Genomic DNA, 18,723 nt, shown 5'->3' on the forward strand with positions numbered 1-18,723 from the left:
TCGTGTCGCTTCCGCGCGGGCGCCTAGTCCGCCGCTGGCCGGGGCTGGCGGGCGAGCTGGCGGCTCTGGGCCACCAGGCGCCCGGCGGAGTCCCACACCTCGCAGTCCTCCTCGAACATGCCGCCGGCCATGTTCCGCGTCGCGTGACGGACCTTCAGCCAGCCGGGGGCCGGCGTCGCACGCACGTGCGCGGTCAGCTCGAGCGTCGGCGCCCAGCCGGGCATCCCCAGGTCGAAGGTCACCGGCGGCAGCGCGTCGACCACCATCAGCAGCGAGATCGGGTCCGGCTCCCGGCCGTCGGCCAGCCGGAACCACGCGCTCAGCAGGCCGTTGCCGCTGGGCTGCCCCACCGCCCAGCCCACCTGGCCGGGATGGAAGCGCATATCGAAGCGCTGCAGCATCGGCGCCATCCGGCGCACCTGCTCCGGAGCGAACGCGTGCGAGACGCACTCCTCCGGCGGCGGCATCACCGGCTCCTCCGCGGTCGTGCGCACGTCGTCGCCGAGCCGGCCGAGGTCGCCGTACGTCGCCAGCGCGGTCAGCCGAGCCTCCTCGCCCTGCCGCAGGTCGACCGCCGCGGTGGCGACACTGCCGCCGTCGCGGCGGACCTCCACGCTCACCGTCGCCGGGCCCGGCACCGAGGCCGAGAGGTAGTAGGCACTGATCGTGAGCGGGTCCGGCTTGCCGGGCAGCGAGGCGCGCAGCGCGTTGCCGACCACCGCGAGCAGGTAGCCACCGTTGAGGCCACCGCCCACCAGCCAGCCCGGCGACAGCTCCGCGGCGTACTCACCGTCGGCGCCTCTGACCTCGACCTGCTCGTCGAACTCGTAGCCCATGGCGAAACCCTACGGGTGGGACGTCCTGGCGGGCGTGCCACGCCGGTGGCTGTGGGCCGTCCGCTGGCCGGAGGCCAGCACCAGTGCGGCGAACGAGATGGTGAGCACCTCGGCCGCGATCGCGGGGTAGCCCAGCGGCTCGCCCCAGTTGCCGACGTCGTCACCGATCTCGGGCAGGCCGACGGTGCGGGAGAGCAGGAACGCGGCGAGCGCCAACAGGCTCGACATCCCGCAACCGAGCCACACCAGCGGGCTGTCGACCAGGACGACCACCGCTGCCAGGAGCACGCAGGCCGCGGCCAGCACGATGAACAGGACCCCGATGTAGGGGGCCTCCTCGAGGTGTTCCCCGATCAGCGGCACGTGGACGGCAGCATCGATCAGCAGCAGCGACGCGACGGCCCACCGCCACGGGGAGTGCAGGGCGATCATGAGGCATCCCTTCCGGGGTGGTCGGTGTGGTGGACCAGGTGGGCGAAGACGACCTCGTTGCCCTCGTGGTGATGGGTGGTGGTGTTGAAGTCGCTGCACGTGATCAGGCGCAGCGTCGGCGCGCTCAGGTCGCCGCCGTAGACCAGCTGGGTCGGGAAGCTGGCCTTGGAGAAGTCGCGGACCGCGTTGATCCGGAAGGTGGTCACGATGCCGTCGGCCCGCCAGACCCTGATGATCTCCCCCGGCTTCACCGCGCCGAGGCGGAAGAAGACCGACGGCCCCTCGGGGCTGTCGACGTGGCCTTCGATGATCGCCGGGCCCGGCTGCCCCGGGGTGGGAGAGTTCTCGAACCACGCGGCCTCGTCGAGACGGGGGCCCGGCTGCGGCACCGCGAGAGAGCCGTCCTCGGCCAGGCCGATCGGGTTGACCGGGGAGTCGACGCCGATCGCGGGGATCGCGATGCGCACCGGCCGCGAAGGTCCCAGGGGCACCGGCTGCCGACTCCCCCTGCCGCCGCCCGGGCCGTCCGGGCCGGCGGCGGCCGGACGGGTCGGTGCCTGCACCCGTCCGGCGGCCCGGGGACTCGGCGCGCTCTGCTGGTCGCGCACCGCCACCGTGACGAGGACGGCCCCGAGGACCGCGACCGCCAAGGCCAGCACGAGCAGCCGGCCCCGGCGGCGCGGGCGCCGGTCGTGCGAAGCAGAGCTCACCGGGTCCCCGCTCAGCTCACGCCTCGGCGGCCTGGCGGCGGCGTACGGCGTAGAGCGCGAGCCCGGCGGCACCGGCCACCAGCCCGCCGCCCGCGGCCAGCAGCCCGGCGTCCTCGATGCCGGCGGTGGTCCCGGCACCGGCGGCCACGCCGCCGGCCGGCATCGCGGTCAGCGCACCGCACAGCGCCGGGGAGGTCGCGGCCAGGGGCAGGCTCTTGACCAGGTCGCTCTTCTCGTTCTGGGCCTGCTTGGACAAGGTGGCCGGGTCAAGACCGTGGACGACGACGACGCCGGTGCCGGACTTCAGCGAGGCCAGGGTCTTGTCATCCAGGGTGATGGTGCGGTGGTAGTCGGTCGAGTCCCCGCTGGGGGCGATCTTGATGTTGGTGCCCGCGGCCGGGGAGGTGTCGCCCTTGACCGACAGCGTGGTGCCGATGCCGCCGTACGCCGGGCCGCCCTCGGTCGTGCTGATCACGCCGTCGCCGTTCGTGTCCGCCGCGGGGGTGGGGCAGGTGCCCTGTCCGCCGATGTGGATGTGCTGGACGTGCGGGTAGGGATTCCCCCCGAAGGTCGAGGCGAGCCCCGACCAGCTGACGTCGATGTCGGCGGTGTTGCCGGTGAGGGTGACCGTCGCCATGCCCGAGCCGCCGGAGTGATTCAGCGGATCGAGGGTGGCCTGGTAGGACGTTCCCTCGGCGTGGGCAGCCGTGGCCATGGCCAGCGGGACTGCCGCGGCCGCGAGCGGTACCAGGATGTGCAGTGCCTTGCGCATGTGCTCCTCGAATCGGATCGGTCCGTGCGCCCCTGCCGGCGGACCATCTGTCTCCCGCCCCGGGACTCTGACGTGGGTCATCCGTTGCCGTGCGGCCTCCGGATTGGTCCCGGGCCGACCTCGGGGCAAACCGGGGCCCGGTCGGCGCCGAACTACCGGTGCCGAACCACCGGCGAAGGACCACCACGCGAGGAGCCGGCATGCACAGGAACCGAACGGGGCGCGCGGCTGTCGCGCTGTCACTCACACTGCTGGTCTCGGCCTGCGGCTCGTCGACGAAGGCATCGGACGACGCGACCCGCCACACCCCCCACGGTGTCGCCTCCGGCTCGCACACGATGGCCGACGGCACCGTCATGACGGACGCCGAGATGAACGGCGCTCAACCGTCCCCGGCGGCGCGGATGGTGTGCAGCGACGAGATCGCCGGCGCCGTGCAACGCACCCTCGACCTGGCGGCGCCGCCGACCGGCCGCGACACCTGGCGCAACCGCCTCTACACCTGCGACTACCCGATCGGCGCGCAGACCCTGCGGCTCTCGGTCAAGGACCTCTCCGATGCCACGCAGGGCCGGGCCTGGTTCGACCGGTTGCGCCACCGTCTCGACGGCGCCACCGCGATCCGGGGCCTGGAGAACCTCGGCCTCCCGGCGTACGAGACCACCACCGGCGACGTCGTCTTCCTCAAGGACCACAAGACCCTGTGGGTGCAGGCCGGCGACCTCTCCGCGACCAGCCTGCCCGCGGGATTCACCCGGACCGAGGTGGCCTACGGCGTCGCGGCCGCGGTCGTCGGCTGCTGGAGCGAGTGACCACGGAGGTGCCGCGATCCACGCAGTCGATCAGGCGACGCAGGTGGGGAAGGTGGGGTCGAGCTCGAGGACCTGGGGCAGGTGGGTTCCTTGGTGGTCGACGATGCGCCAGCGGCCGTGGGGGGTTTTCCACAGCTTGGTGGTGGAGTCGATGATCCAGACCTGGTAGGGCAGGTGGGTCTTGGCTCGGTGGTGGCCGCGGGTGAGGGGTTGGGCGTTGGTGTCGCGGGTCTGGCCGGGTGGTCCGTCGGGGTCGTAGGGCACCGGGTGGTCGATGTCGACGGCTTGGCGGCCGGTGCCGGTGATCGTGGTCGAGCCGGGGAAGGTGTCGGCGGGGTTCCGCAGCCGGGTGCGGGTCCGCATGCTGGTGGGGTGTTCGTAGCCGTCCACGGCCCGCTGGGTGGCGAGGTCGAGCACCGGGGTCAGGGTCACGTTGGTGTGGCCCAGCAGGGTGGCCAGGTGGGCCAGCAGCCGGGGGCCGAGGTCCTCGATGCGGGCCACGCCTGGGACCCGGCCGGTCAGGGCGTCCTGGTGGAGGTGGCAGAACAGCTGGGCGGTGGGCCGCAGCCTGGTCAGGTCCAGGGAGCCGAGCAGCTCCAGGGCCCGCTCGGACAGCGCGACCGCGCGGGAGGGCTCCTCCTCCACCTCCGCGGGGGCCTGGCCGTGGGTGGAGTCCAAGATGAGCTCGAGGGCCTCGGCGGGCCGGGCCAGCCATCCGAACGCGAGGGCCCGCAGCTCGTCGCGGCCCAGGTCGCGCGGGGTCTGGGGGCGCAGGTCCTCGCGCTGGTCGAGGATGTCGGCGAGCTGGTCGATGATCGCGTCGAGCCAGGTGGCGTCGCCGGCGTCGAGGCGGGCGTAGACGGTGCGCAGCCCGTGGGTGTCGGTGCGGGAGAGGCCCACGAAGCGGCGGCGCAGCTCGGCCTCGACCTTCTCGGCGTAGGCCTCGGGGTCGGCCTCGATCACCTTCGCCTCGACCAGCGCGAGCAGTCTCCCGGTCGGCAGGGTGTTGAGCACCGGGGCGACCGCGGTGTCGACCAGGCCGACCGCCTGGGCCGACAGCTCGCGGGTCAGCTTGGCGACCTTGCGGACCACCCAGGTATCACAGCCCAGCTCCTGGGCCGCGGCCCAGGTCTGTGGGAGCCGGTGGGCCAGGTCGAGGGCGTCGGCGACCAGCGCGCGGGCCCCGGTGGTGTGGGTGTCGAACGCGATGCCGAGCTCGGCCAGGCTGAGCTGTCGCAGCCGCGGCGTACCCTCGCCACCGACCCGGACCAGCCGGTCCCCGCCGGGGACCTCGCGGTGCCCGGGATCGTCCTTCGGGTCCGTGGCATGCAGCACCGCCCACTGCGAGGCCAGGAGCAGCTCGGTGAGCCCACTGCGACGGCGTTCGACCACGCACTGCTCGGCCCGGGCCAGCAGGGCCTGGGGGTCGAGGTCGTCGATCGGAGCCATACCACAGGATAGGCACCAAGGACGCTATTCGTCAAGGTCTTCGAATAATCCACAGGGCGCGGAATTGACCCTCGACAGGTTTCGGTGACGGCCGCCGCGGTGGCGCAGTCCCGACCGGGGGCCGTTGCCGTCGACTTTTGGGTATTCCCACCCAGCGTTCAGGACGGGCAGCCGCTCCGGTCGCCAAGGTGGGGGCCGGGACGGCGGGCGTCGGACCGGGCCAGCGGAGGCGGAGGAGACGACGGTGGTGGAGCAGAGCGTCAGGACCGAGCTGAGGGAGTTCATCAGCGCGAACTACCTGTTCGGGGACGTCTCGCGCTTCCCCGGCGACGAGGACTCCCTGCTCGAGCGAGGGATCCTCGACGCCGCCGGGGTGCTCGAGCTGATCGAGTTCCTCGAGGCGCAGTTCGGCATCGAGGTGTGTGACGACGAGACCGTGCTCGGCAACCTCGACAGCATCTCCGGGCTGACCCGGTTCGTCCTCACCAAGTGCGCCGTCGCTTGAGCAGCGTCGTCGGCTCCGTGGGCGGCGGGCGGCCGCTCAGCCTCGAGGACCTCGCTATCGACGTCGAAGGCGAGGCCGATCGGATCTGCCGGGCCGTCGTCGACCACGCGGGCCGCTCGATGCGCCGCGGCGCCGTGGTCGCGCTCGCCGGGGACGTCGGCTCCGCGGTCACCGCCGCGCTCTGCGTCCGGGCGATCGGGCAGGACCGCGTGCTCGCGCTCCTGCTGCCCGAGCGCGAGTCCGCCGAGGACATGCTGCGGCTGGCCCGGCTGGCGGCCGGTTCGCTCGGCGTCGAGACGCTGCTCGAGGACGTGACACCCGCGCTCGAGGCGGTGGGCTGCTACCGAAGGAGGGACGACGCGGTCCGGCTGGTCTGCCCGGCGTACGGCGAGGGCTGGCGCTCCAAGCTGGTGCTGCCGAGCGTCCTGGAGTCCGACGGCATCCGACTGTGCTCGGTCTTGGTCCAGCCGCCGGAGGGGCCCCCGGAGCAGCACCGCCTCACCCCCGACTCCTACCTGGCACTGCTGGCGGCGCTCAGCCTCAAGCCGCGGGTGCGCAAGATGCTGGAGCACCACCACGCCGACCGCCTCAACTTCGTCACGACCGGGACCTCGAACCGCCTCGAGCACGACCAGGGGCTGTTCGTCCGGCTCGGAGACGGGGAGGGCGACATCAAGCCGCTCGCGCACCTCTACCAGACCCAGGTGCAGGCGCTGGCGGCGTACCTCGGCATCCCCGGGCCGGTCCGCAACCGCCCCCCGAGCACCGACCCGCTGGCGCCGCCCCGCTCGGGCGGCGAGCTCTGCTTCGCGCTGCCCCCGGCCCAGATGGACCTGTGCCTCTTCGCGCACAACCGGGCGCTGCCGGCCGCCGCGGCGGCGGCCGCCGCCGGTCTCAGCCCCGAGCAGGTCGAGCGGGTCTTCCGCGACCTCGACCAGCGGCGCCGGGAGACCCGCCGCCAGCACCTCGCGTCGCGTCTGGTGGAGCCGGTTGCGGAGATCCGGTCCCTCACGTAGTCAGCCTCGCAGGCCGCCCGGCGTGCCGTCGGGGCACCAGCCGCCGGGGTCGTAGGCACACTCCGGCGGTACGTCGTAGGCGCTGATGTCGAGATCCGGGCCGGTGTAGACGTCGGGGTTGCCCCACAGCCAGCGTGAGCGGTGGATGGACCAGCGCCGGTCGACCCAGCGTTTCTCGGCTCCGGTGCCAGCGTCCACGCCCCAGTAGTCGTCGCGGTGGCAGTCCAGCCGGTAGGCCGCCCGGCTCCACTCCGGCGCGTTCAGGCCCCACTTGGGGTCGTCCGGGTCGGTGCCGAACGCCGCGAAGGTGTCCGCCGTGGCGCCGCCGCACGCGTCGTAGTGCTGCCCGTCCGCGTCGTAGTCGTTGTAGCAGAGCAGGTCGGCGCAGTCGGAGGCGTGACCGACGGGGTTCAGCGGGTTGTAGTGCGGCGCGGACGGCAGCATCGCGCCGAGGCTGTGCGCCCACTCGTGGGCCAGGACCTCCCCGAGGCTGCCGCCGGCGGCCGGGTCGAGGTTCGCCCCGTCCTGGCGGACGTTGACGGCGATCCACGTGCCCGCCGCCTCGTTACGGTTCTGCGGTCCCGGCTGGTCGTCGAGGCGCTGGAACGTCCCGTCCGCGGCGATGACGGCGGCGCCACCACCGGGGTTCCAGCCGCCGGGTCCCTGCTCGATCACCACGTAGCGGCGGTCCGGCCGGTCGTAGCCGAGCGCCTCGAGCCAGGGGAACAGGCCCTGCCGGCGCGGGGTTGCCGGGTCGCCGTCGTTGTCGTAGTTCTCGTAGGGCTCGCGGCGCCAGACGTCGATGGGGACCTGGACCCGGTCGTAGGCCACCTGGCAGAGACCGTCGGGCCCGGGCTCGGTCACCACCCGCGGCGTGTGGTCGGCCAGCTTGGCGGGCGCCGAGTCGATCACGTGCGCCCACGACGCCGCGAAGACCGAGCTGGCCCGACGCACCGCCGCGCGTACGGCGGGCCGGCGGGTCGCCAGCAGCGAGGCGTGCGCGTCCCCGGCCCGCTGCGCCCAGATGAACTGGTAGGCCACGCCGGACTGCGCGCCACAGTTGAGCGGGTACTGCGCGAAGGACCAGGTGCGGAACGACCACGGGCCGCGGTCCTGGGGTTGGTTCTGCCAGCCGGGCAGCTCGGTCGCCCGGAGCCACGAGACCGTGTCGTCGGGGCTGGACCGGATGACCCCCCCGGCCGGGTCGCGGCCGGCGGCGGCGTACGGCGTCGGGTGCGCGACCGGGGTGCCACCGAGGCCCGCCGCCAGGCCCACGGCCACAGTGAGCGCCCTCACGACGACCCGCCGACCTCGGTCCATGGCTGCCTCCTGGGAGGACCGTGAGACGCGGGAGGGCTCGACTGATCCGGACGGCGCCGCCTTCACCAGTTCTGGTGGGCCGGGGCACCCGATTCCGGGTAATTCGCGGTGTCCCGGCCGAACGGCCCTACCGCGGATGAGCAGACTGCGTGTTCGAGTGTGCCCTGCTCCTAGAGTGGGCGGCGTGACCGAACGCCGCCGCCCGCACTGGGTCTACGATGCCGGCGAGGAGCCCGACCCGCGCTTCAGCCTCGCCAACGAGCGGACCTTCCTGGCCTGGGTGCGCACCGCCCTCGCGGTCATCGCCGGGGCGGTGGCGCTGCACCAGCTGGGGCTGCCCACCTCGACCGCGCTGCGGACGACCGTGGTGGTCGGGCTGATGCTCTTCGGCGGGCTGATGGCGGGGCTGGCCTACCTGCACTGGGCCCGCGTCGAGCGGGCGATGCGCCACCGGGCCCCGCTGCCGGCGTTCGCGGCCGGCATGTGGCTGACGGTCGCGATCGTGCTCGTCTCGGTGCTGCTCGCGCTGGTGCTGGCGGTCAGCGGCCGCTGATCTGCTGGGCCGCCCGGGCCAGGTCGTCGACGCCGCGGGCGAGCTCCTCGGGCCGGTCGGTGGTCAGGTCGAGGTGGAAGCCGTAGAGCGCGGAGTCGACCAGCGTGACCACCCGGGCCACGCGGCGCGGCGGGGCGCCGCTGCGCACGAAGTAGTCGCGCAGCCCGGCGCTCCACCGCTCGTTGCTCGCCCGGGCGCCGCTGAGGTAGGGCTCCCGGCCGATCAGCCCGCTCGCCGCGGCCTGGCAGTAGACGTCGAGGCAGCCGTGCAGCGGCTCGGTCCGGTAGGCCGCCCACAGCCGGTTCACGGCCGACCGGACCGTGGGCGCGCCCGGCATCGCCGTCACGGCCGCGATCGCGCGCTCGGTGCAGCGGTCGACGACCTCCGAGACCAGGGCGTCCCGGCCGCCGAAGTGGTAGATCAGCATCCGGTCGCTGGTGCCGATCGCAGCCGCCAGCGGGCGCAGGGTCAACCCGATCAGCCCGTGCTCGAGCACGTGGTCGGTCACCTGGTCGAGCAGGTCCTCGCGACGGTTCACCGTCCCAGCGTAGCGAGTGCTACATTGGCGTGATGTAGCGAGTGCTACATCGGGCTCCGGCGGCTCCCTCGACGAGCCCGGACCCGCACGACGACTTCGGATGAGTGGGACATGTTCGGCGCAGTGCTGCTGATGATCGCGATCGGCATGGAGGTGGCCTCGACGGCCCTGCTCCCCCGCGCCCAGGGGTTCACCGACCTCGGCTGGAGCGCAGTCGTGCTCGTGGGCTACGCGGTGTCGATCTGGCTGCTCGCGATCGTCGTACGCACGATGCCGGTCTCGGTGGCGTACGCCGTGTGGTCCGGCGTCGGCACCGCGGTGGTCGCCGGCATCGGCTTCATGTTCCTCGGCGAGTCGATGAGCTGGGTCAAGGCCACCTCGCTGGCGCTGATCGTGGTCGGCGTGGTCGGGCTCAACCTGGCGGGGTCGCACTGAGCCGGGCCGGGGGCCGCCCTACAGGCAGGCCGCGGCCGCGGCCCGGCCCGCGGTCCGGCCGCTGAACAGGCAGCCGCCGAGGAAGGTGCCCTCGAGCGCGTTGTAGCCGTGCATGCCCCCACCCCCGAAACCGTTGACCTCGCCGGCGGCGTACAGCCCGGGCAGCGGGGGGCCGGCGGGGGTCAGGCAGCGTCCGGACAGGTCGGTCTCGAGACCACCGAGGGTCTTGCGGGTGAGGATGTTCAGCCGGACGGCGATCAGCGGGCCGGCCTTCGGGTCGAGCAGCTTGTGCGGCCGGGCAACCCGGATCAGCCGGTCGCCGCGGTAGCGCCGGGCGCAGTGGATCGCGGTCACCTGGGCGTCCTTGCCGTAGGAGTTGTCGATCTCGCGGTCGTGCTGCTCGATCAGCCGGCGCAGCGCGGTCTCGTCGATCAGGCCGGGCTCGCCGACCCGGTTCATGCCCTCGACCAGCTCGCGCAGCGTGGAGGCGACCACGAAGTCCGATCCGTGCTGCTTGAACGCCTCGACCGGCCCGGGCGCGCCCTTCTTCACCCGCGACAGCAGCAGCCGGACGTCCTTGCCGGTGAGGTCGGGGTTCTGCTCGGAACCGGAGAGCGCGAACTCCTTCTCGATGATCTTCTGGGTCAGCACGAACCACGAGTAGTCGTGCCCGGTCGTGCGTAGGTGGCGCAGGGTGCCGAGCGTGTCGAAGCCCGGGAAGTACGGCGCGGGCAGCCGGCGGCCGGTCGCGTCCAGCCACAGCGACGACGGGCCGGGGAGGATCCGGATGCCGTGGTTCTCCCAGATCGGGTCCCAGTTGCGGATGCCCTCGACGTAGTGCCACATCCGGTCGGGGTTGATCACCCGGGCGCCGGCGGCCTCGCTGATCGCGAGCATCCGGCCGTCCACGTGCGCGGGCACCCCGGAGACCATGGTCCGCGGCGGCTCGCCGAGCCGCGCCGGCCACGACCGGCGGACCAGGTCGTGGTCGCCGCCGATGCCGCCGCTGGTCACGATCACCGCCTGGCCGCGCAGCTCGAAGTCGCCGGTCACGACCCGGCTGCTCGGGCGGCCCCGGTCGACGCCGGTCGGCACGAGCACCGCGCCCCGCACGCCCACCGCCGCACCGTCCTCGACCAGCACCTCGTCGACCCGGTGCCGGAACGCGAACCGGATCCGCCCGCTCGCCACGTGCTCGCGCACCCGCCGCTCGAACGGCTCGACCACGCCCGGCCCGGTCCCCCAGGTGAGGTGGAACCGCGGCACCGAGTTGCCGTGCCCCTCGGCCCGGCCGTCGCCGCGCTCGGCCCAGCCGACGACCGGGAACAGCCGGTGGCCCATCGCGCGCAGCCAGGCGCGCTTCTCGCCGGCGGCGAAGTCGACGTACGCCTCGGCCCACTGCCGCGGCCAGTGGTCCTCGGCGCGGTCGAACTGCGCGCTGCCGAGCCAGTCCTGCAGGGCGAGGTCGTGGGAGTCCCGGATGCCCATCCGCCGCTGCTCGGGGGTGTCGACGAGGAACAGCCCGCCGAGGCTCCAGAACGCCTGGCCGCCCAGCGACTGCTCGCCCTCCTGGTCGACCAGCACCACGCGGCGGCCGGCGTCCGCGGCCTCGGCGGCCGCGACCAGCCCGGCCAGCCCGGCCCCCACCACGACGACGTCGGTGTCCATGCGGGCATCGTCGGGAGGACCGGGCGCACCGGTCAAGGAGGTCGCTCACTCCTCGCGCACGGGTGTTGTCATGTGGTGACAATGGGGTCGTGGAGCAGCGTGAGGCGGTACGACGGGCCCTGGTCGCCGACCCGGCCCGGGTGGTGGACGACGTGGTGGGCGCGATCCGGGCCCAGATCCCGGCGTACCGCGCCCTCTCGCCAGCCCAGCTCGAGGAGGTCTCGGCGATCGCCGGCTGGGCCGCCTCGCGCATCCTCGAGCTGTGGGTGGCCGACGAGCAGCTGGCGCCCGCCGACGTGGCGCGGTTCCGGGGCATCGGCGCCGCGCGGGCGCTGGACGGCCGGCCGCTGCCGGTGGTGCTCCGGGCCTACCGGGTGGCCGGCACCCGGGTGACCGACCTGGTCGCCGAGGCCGGCGGCGACCGGCTGACCGTCGAGGACGCGCTCGCCCTGGCCCGGCTGTGGATGGCCAGCGTCGACACGCTCTCCGAGGCGCTCTACGCGGGCCACTCCGCGGCCAGCGAACGGCTCAGCGGCGACCGGGACCGGGCGCTGGCGGACCTCCTCGAGGACCTGCTCGACGGTCGCCAGGCCACCCGGACCGCGCTCGCCGACCGGTGCCGCGAGCTCGGCGTCACGCTGCCGGCCGCGCCCGCGGTCCTGGTGACCACCGGGCCGGCGCCGGCGGATGCCCTCCTCGCCCGGACCCGGGAGCGGACCACCGTCGCGCTGCTGGCAGACCCGGGTCGTGCGGGTGAGCGGGCGCCGCAGGGCCCGCTCCCCCACATGCCCGTGACCTGCTGCCTGGTCACCGCCCGCAGCACCGACGACGTGCCGCGCGCGCACCGCCTGGCCGCGCTCGCGGTCGAGCACGCTCCGGCCCGGGCCACCGCCGGCGGCCCGCTCGGCGAGGCGGACGCGCTGGTGCTGGCGCTGCTGGCCGCCCACCGCGACGCCGACCCCGCCCGACTGGCCGGGCTGGTGCTCGGCCCGCTGGCCGACCAGCCGCACCTGGTGGCCGGCCTCGACGCCTACCTCGAGACCGGCAGCGCCAGCGCGGCGGCCGCGACCCTGGGCCTGCATCCGCAGACCATGCGGCACCGGCTGCGCCGACTCGTCCAGCGCACCGGCCGCGACCCGCGCCGGCCCTGGGACCGGTTCGTGCTGGAGGTCGCCCGGACGATCGCCGCAGCGGACGGTCCCGCGCCCGCGCCCGCGCGGTAGCCCGGCCGGCCCCCCACCGGCGCGCGGACGACGCGAGGAGAGTCGTCGCCGCGTACCCTCTGCGCCATGCTCCCGGTCGAGCCACCGCCCCGGCGGGTCGCGGCGCGGCCGCGGACCCGGCGTACGACGCTGTGGTCGGTCGCCGGCGTCACCGCCGCCCTGCTGGCGCTGCACCTGTGGCGTCCCGCCGGTGGCCTGGGCGAGACCGGCTACCTCCTTGGGGTCTGGGCGGCCGCGGCCGTGGCCTGGTGGGGCGTGCGCGTGGCGCCCCCGCGGCGACACCTGGTGCCGGCCCTGGTCGCGGTCGGCCTCACGTGTGCCGCGGTGGGCGACCTGGTCCGGCGCCTGTTCCTGTGGAGCGGCCGCGAGCCCGATCCCTTGCTCGCCGACGTCCTCCACCTCGCCGGCTACCTGCTGATCGGCGCCTCCCTGACCGTCGTCCTGCTCGTCCGCACCGACGGCGGCCGGCGCCTCGACGTCGACGCGGTCATCGACGCGCTCACGATCGTCGTGGTCAGCGTGCTGGTGCTCTGGACGGTCTCCATCGGCTCGGTCGTGCGCGACTCGAGCATGCCGGCCGGGACGCGCGCCCTGCTCGCGGCGTACCCCATCGCCGACGCGATCCTGCTGGCGCTGGTGCTCCGCGCGCTGACCGCGCGGCGCTACCTGAGCGACGCCGGCCTCCCGCTCGCGGTGGGGGTGCTGTGCTGGCTGGGCGCGGACCTCGGCCGCCTCTTCCCCGAGGCCTCGAACGCGTGGACCCCCTGGCAGGACGGCGGCTGGATCCTCGGGGCGGTGCTGGTGGCCCTGTCCACCTGGTGGCCACCGGTCCCGCAGCCGCTCCTGCCGGACACGACCGAGCACCGGCACGTCCGGCGGACGCTGGCGATCGCCGTGCTCCCCCTGGCCGTGCCGCCGGCGATCCGGATCGTCAGCACCGCGGTCGGCCACCGCCTCAACCCGCTGGAGCCGACGCTCGGGCTGATCGCCCTGCTGACGCTGGCGTTCTTCCGCACCGAGCGACTGCTGCGCTCCGAGGCCCGGGCCCGCACGGAGCTCGCCGTGGCCCGCGACGCCGCCCTGGCGGCCTCGCTCGCCAAGTCGTCGTTCCTGGCCACGATGAGCCACGAGATCCGCACGCCGTTGAACGGCGTCATCGGGCTCACCGGCCTGCTGCTGACCACCGACCTCGACCGCCGGCAGCGCCAGTACGCCGAGGGCGTGCACCAGGCCGGCGAGTCGCTGCTCGGGATCATCAACGACATCTTGGACTTCTCCAAGGTCGAGGCCGGCCGGCTGGACATCGAGGCGATCGACTTCGACCTGCTCGAGGTCGTCGAGGAGGTCGCCGAGCTGGTCAGCGGCCCGGCCCGCGCGAAGGGGCTGGAGCTGCTCGCCTTCTGCTCCCCCGAGCTGCCCGTGCAGCTGCGCGGCGACCCGTCCCGCATCCGCCAGGTGCTGCTCAACCTGGCCGCCAACGCCGTGAAGTTCACCGAGTCCGGCGAGGTCGCCATGAGCGCCCGGCTCGAGGACGTCACCGACCGGGGCGTGCTGGTCCGGTTCGAGGTCGCCGACACCGGGATCGGCATCGAGCCGGAGGCCCTGCGGCACCTGTTCACGCCCTTCTCCCAGGCCGACTCCTCCACCACCCGCAGGTTCGGCGGCACCGGGCTCGGGCTGGCCATCTGCCACCAGCTGGTGGGCCTGATGGCCGGCGACCTGGGCGTGGAGAGCCGGCCCGGCGCCGGCAGCCGGTTCTGGTTCACGCTGCCACTGCCGCTGGCCCACGAGCCGCGCCGGCCCCTCCCCCGGCTGGAGGAGGAGCTGGCCGGCCGCCGGGTCCTGGTGGTCGACGACAGCGAGACCAACCGGATGGTCCTGGTCAAGCAGCTCGGGGCGTGGCGGATGCTCCCCGACGCGGTCGCCGACGCGCCCACCGCGCTGGATCGGCTGCGGGCGGCGGCCGCCCGTGGCGCGGCGTACGACCTGGCGGTGCTCGACCAGTGCATGCCTGACATGGACGGGATCGAGCTGGCCGAGTGGATCTCGACCGCGCCCGAGCTGGCGGGGATCGGGCTGGTGCTGCTGAGCTCCGCGCCCGAGGTCGACCCGGCGCACGCGACCCGCGCCGGGATCCGGGCGGTGCTCACCAAGCCGGTGCACCTGGACCGGCTGCGGGCGGCGCTGCTGGACGCGCTGGCGCCGGGCGCCGACGGCGATGCCGAGGCCGAGGCCATCCCCCACCCGCGACCGGGGACCGCGCCCACCGCGCCGATCGCCTCCGCCCCCACCGCCGCCGCGCCGCCGGTGCCCGACCCGGTCCGGGGCCACGTGCTGGTCGTCGACGACAGCGTCACCAACCAGCTCGTCGCGGTCGGGATGCTCGCGCACCTGGGGTTCGGCAGCGAGGTCGCCGCCGACGGCGAGGAGGCGCTCGCGCTGCTGGCCCGGGGCCGCTTCGACGCGGTACTGATGGACTGCCAGATGCCGGGGATGGACGGCTACGAGGCCACCCGGCGGCTGCGCGAGCGCGAGCGCGAGCAGGGGCTCCGCACGCCTGTCCTCGCGATGACCGCCGGGGTGGTCGCCGGCGATCGCGAGCGCGCGTTGGCCGCGGGGATGGACGACTACGTGGCCAAGCCCGTCATGCCCGACGAGCTCGACGCGGCGCTGCGCCGCTGGCTCCCCGCCGCCACCTGAGCCCTCGCCACCGGCCCCTCGCCACCCGCATTCCGCGAAAACCCCACGAGTCCCACCCGGAACAGGCAGACTGTGCACCGCAGATCTTGGGAAGGCACGAGGAGCCATGTTGGAGGGCACCGTTCCGCCGTCCTCCTCGGTGACGGCCTCCGTGCTCCTCGTCGGACCCGAACCCGGAGGGTACGACGGACCACGGACCGGCACCGACGTTCCGGTCGGTCCGCCGGCGATGCTGCGCGCCCCGGGACTGGCCGCCGCGCTCGACCTGCTCGCCTCCCGGCCCGTGGACTGCGTGGCGGTCGACCTCGGCCTGCCCGACGCCCACCACCCGGAGACCTGGCGGGCGCTGCGCGCGCACAGCCGGGGCGCGGTGCTGCTGGCGCTGGTCGACGGGTCCGAGGACGACGCGCACGCCGGGCTGCACCTGGCCGACGAGGTGATCGGCCGCGAGCTGCTCGTCGGTCCGCCCACCCCCCGGCTCTGGCGACGGCTCCTGGACCGGGCCCGGGTGATCAGCGAGCTGCGCACCAGCGAGGAGGCGACGCGGCGGATGTCCGCGATCCTCGACGTGCTGCCGGACGCGATCTACTGCCACGACCCGGAGGGCATCATCACCTCCTGGAACCACGGCGCGGTGCAGCTCTACGGCTACACCTCCGCGGAGGTCCTCGGCCGGCACGTCGACCTGCTGCACCCGCCCGACACCCACGAGCACGCGCCGATCATGTCCGCGCTGCGCCGGGGTGAGCCGGTGCGCGCGCTGGAGACCGTCCGGCACGGCAAGGACGGCGTGCCGGTGCACGTCTCGCTGACGGCCTGCCCCGAGGCGGGGCCGACCGGGGAGCTGCGCGGCGTCACGGTGCTGGCCCGCGACATCGGCGATCGCCGCTACCTCCAGGACGAGCTGCTCCGGGCGTTCATGCACGACGGGCTGACCGGTCTGCCCAACCGCGCCTCGCTGGTCGACCGGCTCTCCCGGACGCTGGCCCGCGACGCCGCCGAGGGGCGTCCGGTGGCGGTGTTCTTCCTCGACCTCGACCAGTTCAAGCGGATCAACGAGGCACAGGGGCACGTCGCCGGCGACCGGGTGCTCGCCGAGATCGCCGGCCGGCTGCTGCGGTTGCTGCCCGAGGACGGCATGGTGGCGCGGCTCGGCGGCGACGAGTTCGTGCTGGTCAGCCGCGACACCGACACCGCGGCCGCGGCGGCGATCGCCGACCGGATCTTCGCGGCGCTGGCGGCGCCGGTGCGGCTGGAGGGCCGGGCGGTCCACATCAGCGCGAGCATGGGTATCGCGGTCTCCCCGCCGCTGGACCCCGACGCGGAGAGCCTGCTGCGGCACGCCGACGCGGCGATGTACGAGGCCAAGGCCCGCGGCCGCTCGCGCAGCCAGATCTTCGACGTCTCGTTCGCCGAGCGGTCCCGCGACCAGCTGAGCCTGTCCGGCGACCTGCGGGACGCGCTCGCGCGGGACCGGCTGGAGGTGCACTACCAGCCGATCGTCGCGCTCGACGGGCAGCGGCTGGTCGGCGTGGAGGCGCTCGCCCGGTGGAACCACCCGACCCGCGGGATGGTGCCGCCCTCGGAGTTCGTGCCGCTGGCCGAGCACAGCGGCTTCGTGTGCGAGCTGGACCGGTGGGTGCTGGCCCGGGCCTGCCGCCAGGTCCGCGCGGGCCAGGTCGCGGGCACGCTGCCCGACGGCGTACGCGTGTCGGTGAACCTCTCCGCCCGCTCGCTCGCCGACCCCGACCTGGTGGCGCTGGTCCGCGCCGTGCTCGATGCCGAGGAGCTGTCGGCGGACTCGCTGGTCCTGGAGATCACCGAGACCGCGCTGCTCCAGGACATCGCCACCGCCCGGCGGTCGCTGCAGGGCCTGCGCGGGCTGGGCGTCGGCATCGCGCTGGACGACTTCGGCACCGGCTACTCCTCGCTGAGCTTCCTGCGCGAGCTGCCGGTCACCCAGGTCAAGATCGACCGCTCGTTCGTCTGCAACGTCGCCCGCAACCAGGAGGACCGGCTGATCACCCAGTCGATCGTCGACCTCGCCGCCGGCCTCGGCCTGGAGACCGTGGCCGAGGGCGTCGAGACCGAGGACCAGCGTGCGCTGCTACTCCGGCTGGGCTGCGCCAACGCCCAGGGGCACCTGTGGAGCCGGGCGCTGCCGCTGGCGGAGGTGCTGGCGCAGGCGTCGCTCGGCAGTCCGGTGGCGCCGCTCGTGCCCGGCCGGCACGCCGCCCGCCGCGGCCACCCCGGTCGCCGCTGGGGCCGCGCCGGGTGGCGGCGTACGCCGGTCGCCGGCGCCGGGCCGGCGGTCCTGCCCGGCGGGGTGCCGGGGACCGTGCCCGCCACGCCCCCGGACGCCGGCCACCAGGTCGCCGAGGCGGTGCGCGCCGGCCTGGAGGCCGGCGAGGCGTGGCTGGTCGTGGCCACCGACGAGCACCGCGAGGCGCTGCGGGCGGCGCTCGGCCCCGACCACGTCGCGGCCGCGGTCCGTGGCGGGTACGTCGAGCTGGACGCGGCCGACATCCTCGCCCGGCTCTGCGACGGCGGTGCCCCCTCCCGAGAGCGGTTCGACGGCTCGATCGGCGAGCTGGTCCGCCACCTGCACCGCAGCAGCACCACCGTGCGGATCTATGCCGAGCTCACCGGGCTGCTGCAGCAGCACGACGAGCCGGCCGCCGCGTCCGCGGTCGAGGGCCTGTGGGAGGAGCTCGAGGACGTCACCGGGGTCTCCGTCTGGTGCGGGTACGACGCGGACCACCCGCTCGCCCTGCGGCACGCCGAGGTGTGCACCCGACACGAGCACGTCGCCTGGCACCACGGCACCCTCCGCGGCTCGACGGCCTCCTGAGCCCGGGCGCGGACGCGCTGGTCAGACCGGCTTCTCGTAGTCGGCCAGGTGGGCCTGCGCGACCGCGCCACCACCGGCCGCCTTGGCGCGGTAGAGGGCCCGGTCGGCCGCGGCGAGGGCGCGGCCGGGGCCGCGGACGTCCACGACCGCCAGCCCCACCGAGACACCCGAGCCGGCCCCCTCGAGGGTCCACTGGCGCACCAGCTCCCGCATCCGCTCCACGGCCACGAGCGCCGGGATGCCGGTGAAGAGCACCAGGAACTCGTCCCCGCCGTACCGCCCGACCATGTCGAGGTCCCGCACCCCGGCGCGCAGCAGCTCGCCGAACCGGCGCAGGGCCGCGTCGCCGGCGGCGTGGCCGCGGGTGTCGTTGAGGGACTTGAAGTCGTCGAGGTCGAGCAGGCAGACCACGTCGTCGACCGCGGCCTCCGCGAGCCGCAGGTCGACCTCGCCCCGGCCGGCGAGGCCGGTGAGCGCGTCGGTACGGGCCCGGGTGGCCTGCCGCTGGTAGCGGTCGCAGCGGGCCGCGACCGCCTCGGCGTCGTCGAGCAGCGGCTTCAGGTGGGTCGCGAGCCGCCGCTCGGCCTCCGGCCCGGTGACCGGCTCGGCGAGGCACGCCGGGCCCAGCCCCAGCGAGATCTCGTACGGCAGGGCGCGGAGGCCGGCGCTGCGCTCGGGCACCACCTCGCCGCCGAGCTCGCGCACGGCGGTGTGCAGGGCGGCCGCGGCCTCGGCCCGGGTCTCCGCGCGGAGCAGGGTGCGCACCGCCCGCAGCACGACCGCCGTCGCAGCGGGGTCGTGGGGCTCGGCAGGGTCATGGGTGTCCATCGTGCGACAACTGTGACAGCCCGGCGAAGGCCGCGCCGCCGGATCCTGGTTATGTCGCCGCACCCGCGTGGGTAG

The 18,723-nt window shown here is 74.6% G+C and carries 17 protein-coding genes; 8 read left to right on the plus strand and 9 right to left on the minus strand.

The window, feature by feature from the left end:
* Positions 1-23: 23 nt before the first annotated feature.
* The 4 genes from BJZ21_RS14665 to BJZ21_RS14680 are packed head-to-tail and all read right to left on the minus strand — an operon-like array spanning position 24 to position 2,750.
* Positions 24-836, minus strand: coding sequence for a thioesterase family protein (locus tag BJZ21_RS14665; RefSeq protein ID WP_179664425.1), 813 nt, complete (start codon positions 834-836; stop codon positions 24-26).
* A 9-nt stretch (positions 837-845) separates the two neighbouring features.
* Positions 846-1,268 carry a hypothetical protein gene (locus tag BJZ21_RS14670; protein WP_179664426.1) on the minus strand — a complete coding sequence of 141 codons (423 nt, stop codon included), beginning with the start codon at positions 1,266-1,268 and terminating at the stop codon, positions 846-848.
* Positions 1,265-1,978, minus strand: a complete 714-nt coding sequence (locus BJZ21_RS14675) for a sortase domain-containing protein (RefSeq protein ID WP_179664427.1) — start codon at positions 1,976-1,978, stop codon at positions 1,265-1,267. Before BJZ21_RS14675 ends, BJZ21_RS14670 begins: the two co-directional genes overlap by 4 nt.
* Positions 1,979-1,994: 16 nt before the next feature.
* Entirely contained in the window at positions 1,995-2,750 is a 756-nt protein-coding gene (locus BJZ21_RS14680) for a CHRD domain-containing protein (RefSeq protein ID WP_179664428.1), read from the minus strand.
* 200 nt (positions 2,751-2,950) lie between these two features.
* On the opposite strand from BJZ21_RS14680, the gene BJZ21_RS14685 reads away from it, so the two are divergent.
* Positions 2,951-3,562, plus strand: a complete 612-nt coding sequence (locus BJZ21_RS14685; RefSeq protein ID WP_179664429.1) for a hypothetical protein — start codon at positions 2,951-2,953, stop codon at positions 3,560-3,562.
* Between the two features lie 30 nt (positions 3,563-3,592).
* Here BJZ21_RS14685 and BJZ21_RS14690 read toward each other — a convergent pair whose 3' ends face one another.
* A complete protein-coding gene (locus BJZ21_RS14690) occupies positions 3,593-5,011 on the minus strand; it encodes a DUF222 domain-containing protein (protein ID WP_179664430.1) in 1,419 nt (472 codons plus the stop codon).
* 244 nt (positions 5,012-5,255) lie between these two features.
* On the opposite strand from BJZ21_RS14690, the gene BJZ21_RS14695 reads away from it, so the two are divergent.
* Both BJZ21_RS14695 and nadE read left to right on the plus strand, forming a co-directional pair.
* Complete coding sequence (locus tag BJZ21_RS14695) at positions 5,256-5,516, plus strand: acyl carrier protein (RefSeq protein ID WP_343052154.1); 261 nt, start codon at positions 5,256-5,258, stop codon at positions 5,514-5,516.
* Positions 5,513-6,532 (plus strand): NAD(+) synthase, encoded by a 1,020-nt coding sequence (gene nadE, locus BJZ21_RS14700; protein WP_218851506.1) that lies wholly within the window; start codon positions 5,513-5,515, stop codon positions 6,530-6,532. Before BJZ21_RS14695 ends, nadE begins: the two co-directional genes overlap by 4 nt.
* Here nadE and BJZ21_RS14705 read toward each other — a convergent pair whose 3' ends face one another.
* Positions 6,533-7,852 carry a hypothetical protein gene (locus BJZ21_RS14705; protein ID WP_179664431.1) on the minus strand — a complete coding sequence of 440 codons (1,320 nt, stop codon included), beginning with the start codon at positions 7,850-7,852 and terminating at the stop codon, positions 6,533-6,535.
* Between the two features lie 184 nt (positions 7,853-8,036).
* On the opposite strand from BJZ21_RS14705, the gene BJZ21_RS14710 reads away from it, so the two are divergent.
* Positions 8,037-8,405: a YidH family protein gene (locus tag BJZ21_RS14710; RefSeq protein ID WP_343052155.1), complete on the plus strand. Its 369-nt coding sequence runs from the start codon at positions 8,037-8,039 to the stop codon at positions 8,403-8,405.
* Here the strand turns inward: BJZ21_RS14710 and BJZ21_RS14715 are convergent.
* Positions 8,392-8,943, minus strand: a complete 552-nt coding sequence (locus tag BJZ21_RS14715) for a TetR/AcrR family transcriptional regulator (RefSeq protein ID WP_179664433.1) — start codon at positions 8,941-8,943, stop codon at positions 8,392-8,394. The genes BJZ21_RS14710 and BJZ21_RS14715 overlap by 14 nt on opposite strands.
* Before the next feature lie 111 nt (positions 8,944-9,054).
* Here BJZ21_RS14715 and BJZ21_RS14720 point away from each other — a divergent pair, with 111 nt between their 5' ends.
* The gene (locus BJZ21_RS14720; RefSeq protein ID WP_179664434.1) at positions 9,055-9,378 is read left to right on the plus strand and encodes a DMT family transporter; all 324 of its coding nucleotides are present in this window, start codon (positions 9,055-9,057) and stop codon (positions 9,376-9,378) included.
* Between the two features lie 18 nt (positions 9,379-9,396).
* On the opposite strand, the gene BJZ21_RS14725 is transcribed toward BJZ21_RS14720, so the two are convergent.
* Entirely contained in the window at positions 9,397-11,046 is a 1,650-nt protein-coding gene (locus tag BJZ21_RS14725; protein WP_179664435.1) for an FAD-binding dehydrogenase, read from the minus strand.
* An 89-nt stretch (positions 11,047-11,135) separates the two neighbouring features.
* Here BJZ21_RS14725 and BJZ21_RS21830 point away from each other — a divergent pair, with 89 nt between their 5' ends.
* The 3 genes from BJZ21_RS21830 (at position 11,136) to BJZ21_RS14740 (ending at position 17,820) form a co-directional block, all read left to right on the plus strand.
* Complete coding sequence (locus BJZ21_RS21830) at positions 11,136-12,269, plus strand: RsbRD N-terminal domain-containing protein (protein ID WP_179664436.1); 1,134 nt, start codon at positions 11,136-11,138, stop codon at positions 12,267-12,269.
* Between the two features lie 66 nt (positions 12,270-12,335).
* Positions 12,336-14,969 carry a hybrid sensor histidine kinase/response regulator gene (locus tag BJZ21_RS14735; RefSeq protein ID WP_179664437.1) on the plus strand — a complete coding sequence of 878 codons (2,634 nt, stop codon included), beginning with the start codon at positions 12,336-12,338 and terminating at the stop codon, positions 14,967-14,969.
* Positions 14,970-15,075: 106 nt separating this feature from the next.
* Positions 15,076-17,820 carry an EAL domain-containing protein gene (locus tag BJZ21_RS14740; RefSeq protein ID WP_179664438.1) on the plus strand — a complete coding sequence of 915 codons (2,745 nt, stop codon included), beginning with the start codon at positions 15,076-15,078 and terminating at the stop codon, positions 17,818-17,820.
* A 21-nt stretch (positions 17,821-17,841) separates the two neighbouring features.
* Here BJZ21_RS14740 and BJZ21_RS14745 read toward each other — a convergent pair whose 3' ends face one another.
* A complete protein-coding gene (locus tag BJZ21_RS14745; protein WP_179664439.1) occupies positions 17,842-18,648 on the minus strand; it encodes a GGDEF domain-containing protein in 807 nt (268 codons plus the stop codon).
* Between the last annotated feature and the right edge of the window lie 75 nt (positions 18,649-18,723).

The organism is Nocardioides panaciterrulae (genome assembly GCF_013409645.1).
In the GTDB taxonomy this organism is placed as follows: domain Bacteria; phylum Actinomycetota; class Actinomycetes; order Propionibacteriales; family Nocardioidaceae; genus Nocardioides; species Nocardioides panaciterrulae.

Excerpts from the sequence above, each read along its gene's own strand:
- BJZ21_RS14685 (WP_179664429.1), top strand. The coding sequence starts at position 2,951 with ATGCACAGGAACCGAACGGGGCGCGCGGCTGTCGCGCTGTCACTCACA.
- BJZ21_RS14725 (WP_179664435.1), bottom strand. The coding sequence starts at position 11,046 with ATGGACACCGACGTCGTCGTGGTGGGGGCCGGGCTGGCCGGGCTGGTC.
- BJZ21_RS14690 (WP_179664430.1), bottom strand. The coding sequence starts at position 5,011 with ATGGCTCCGATCGACGACCTCGACCCCCAGGCCCTGCTGGCCCGGGCC.
- BJZ21_RS14745 (WP_179664439.1), bottom strand. The coding sequence starts at position 18,648 with ATGGACACCCATGACCCTGCCGAGCCCCACGACCCCGCTGCGACGGCG.
- BJZ21_RS14680 (WP_179664428.1), bottom strand. The coding sequence starts at position 2,750 with ATGCGCAAGGCACTGCACATCCTGGTACCGCTCGCGGCCGCGGCAGTC.
- BJZ21_RS14705 (WP_179664431.1), bottom strand. The coding sequence starts at position 7,852 with ATGGACCGAGGTCGGCGGGTCGTCGTGAGGGCGCTCACTGTGGCCGTG.
- BJZ21_RS14665 (WP_179664425.1), bottom strand. The coding sequence starts at position 836 with ATGGGCTACGAGTTCGACGAGCAGGTCGAGGTCAGAGGCGCCGACGGT.
- BJZ21_RS14720 (WP_179664434.1), top strand. The coding sequence starts at position 9,055 with ATGTTCGGCGCAGTGCTGCTGATGATCGCGATCGGCATGGAGGTGGCC.
- BJZ21_RS14740 (WP_179664438.1), top strand. The coding sequence starts at position 15,076 with ATGTTGGAGGGCACCGTTCCGCCGTCCTCCTCGGTGACGGCCTCCGTG.
- BJZ21_RS14670 (WP_179664426.1), bottom strand. The coding sequence starts at position 1,268 with ATGATCGCCCTGCACTCCCCGTGGCGGTGGGCCGTCGCGTCGCTGCTG.
- BJZ21_RS14735 (WP_179664437.1), top strand. The coding sequence starts at position 12,336 with ATGCTCCCGGTCGAGCCACCGCCCCGGCGGGTCGCGGCGCGGCCGCGG.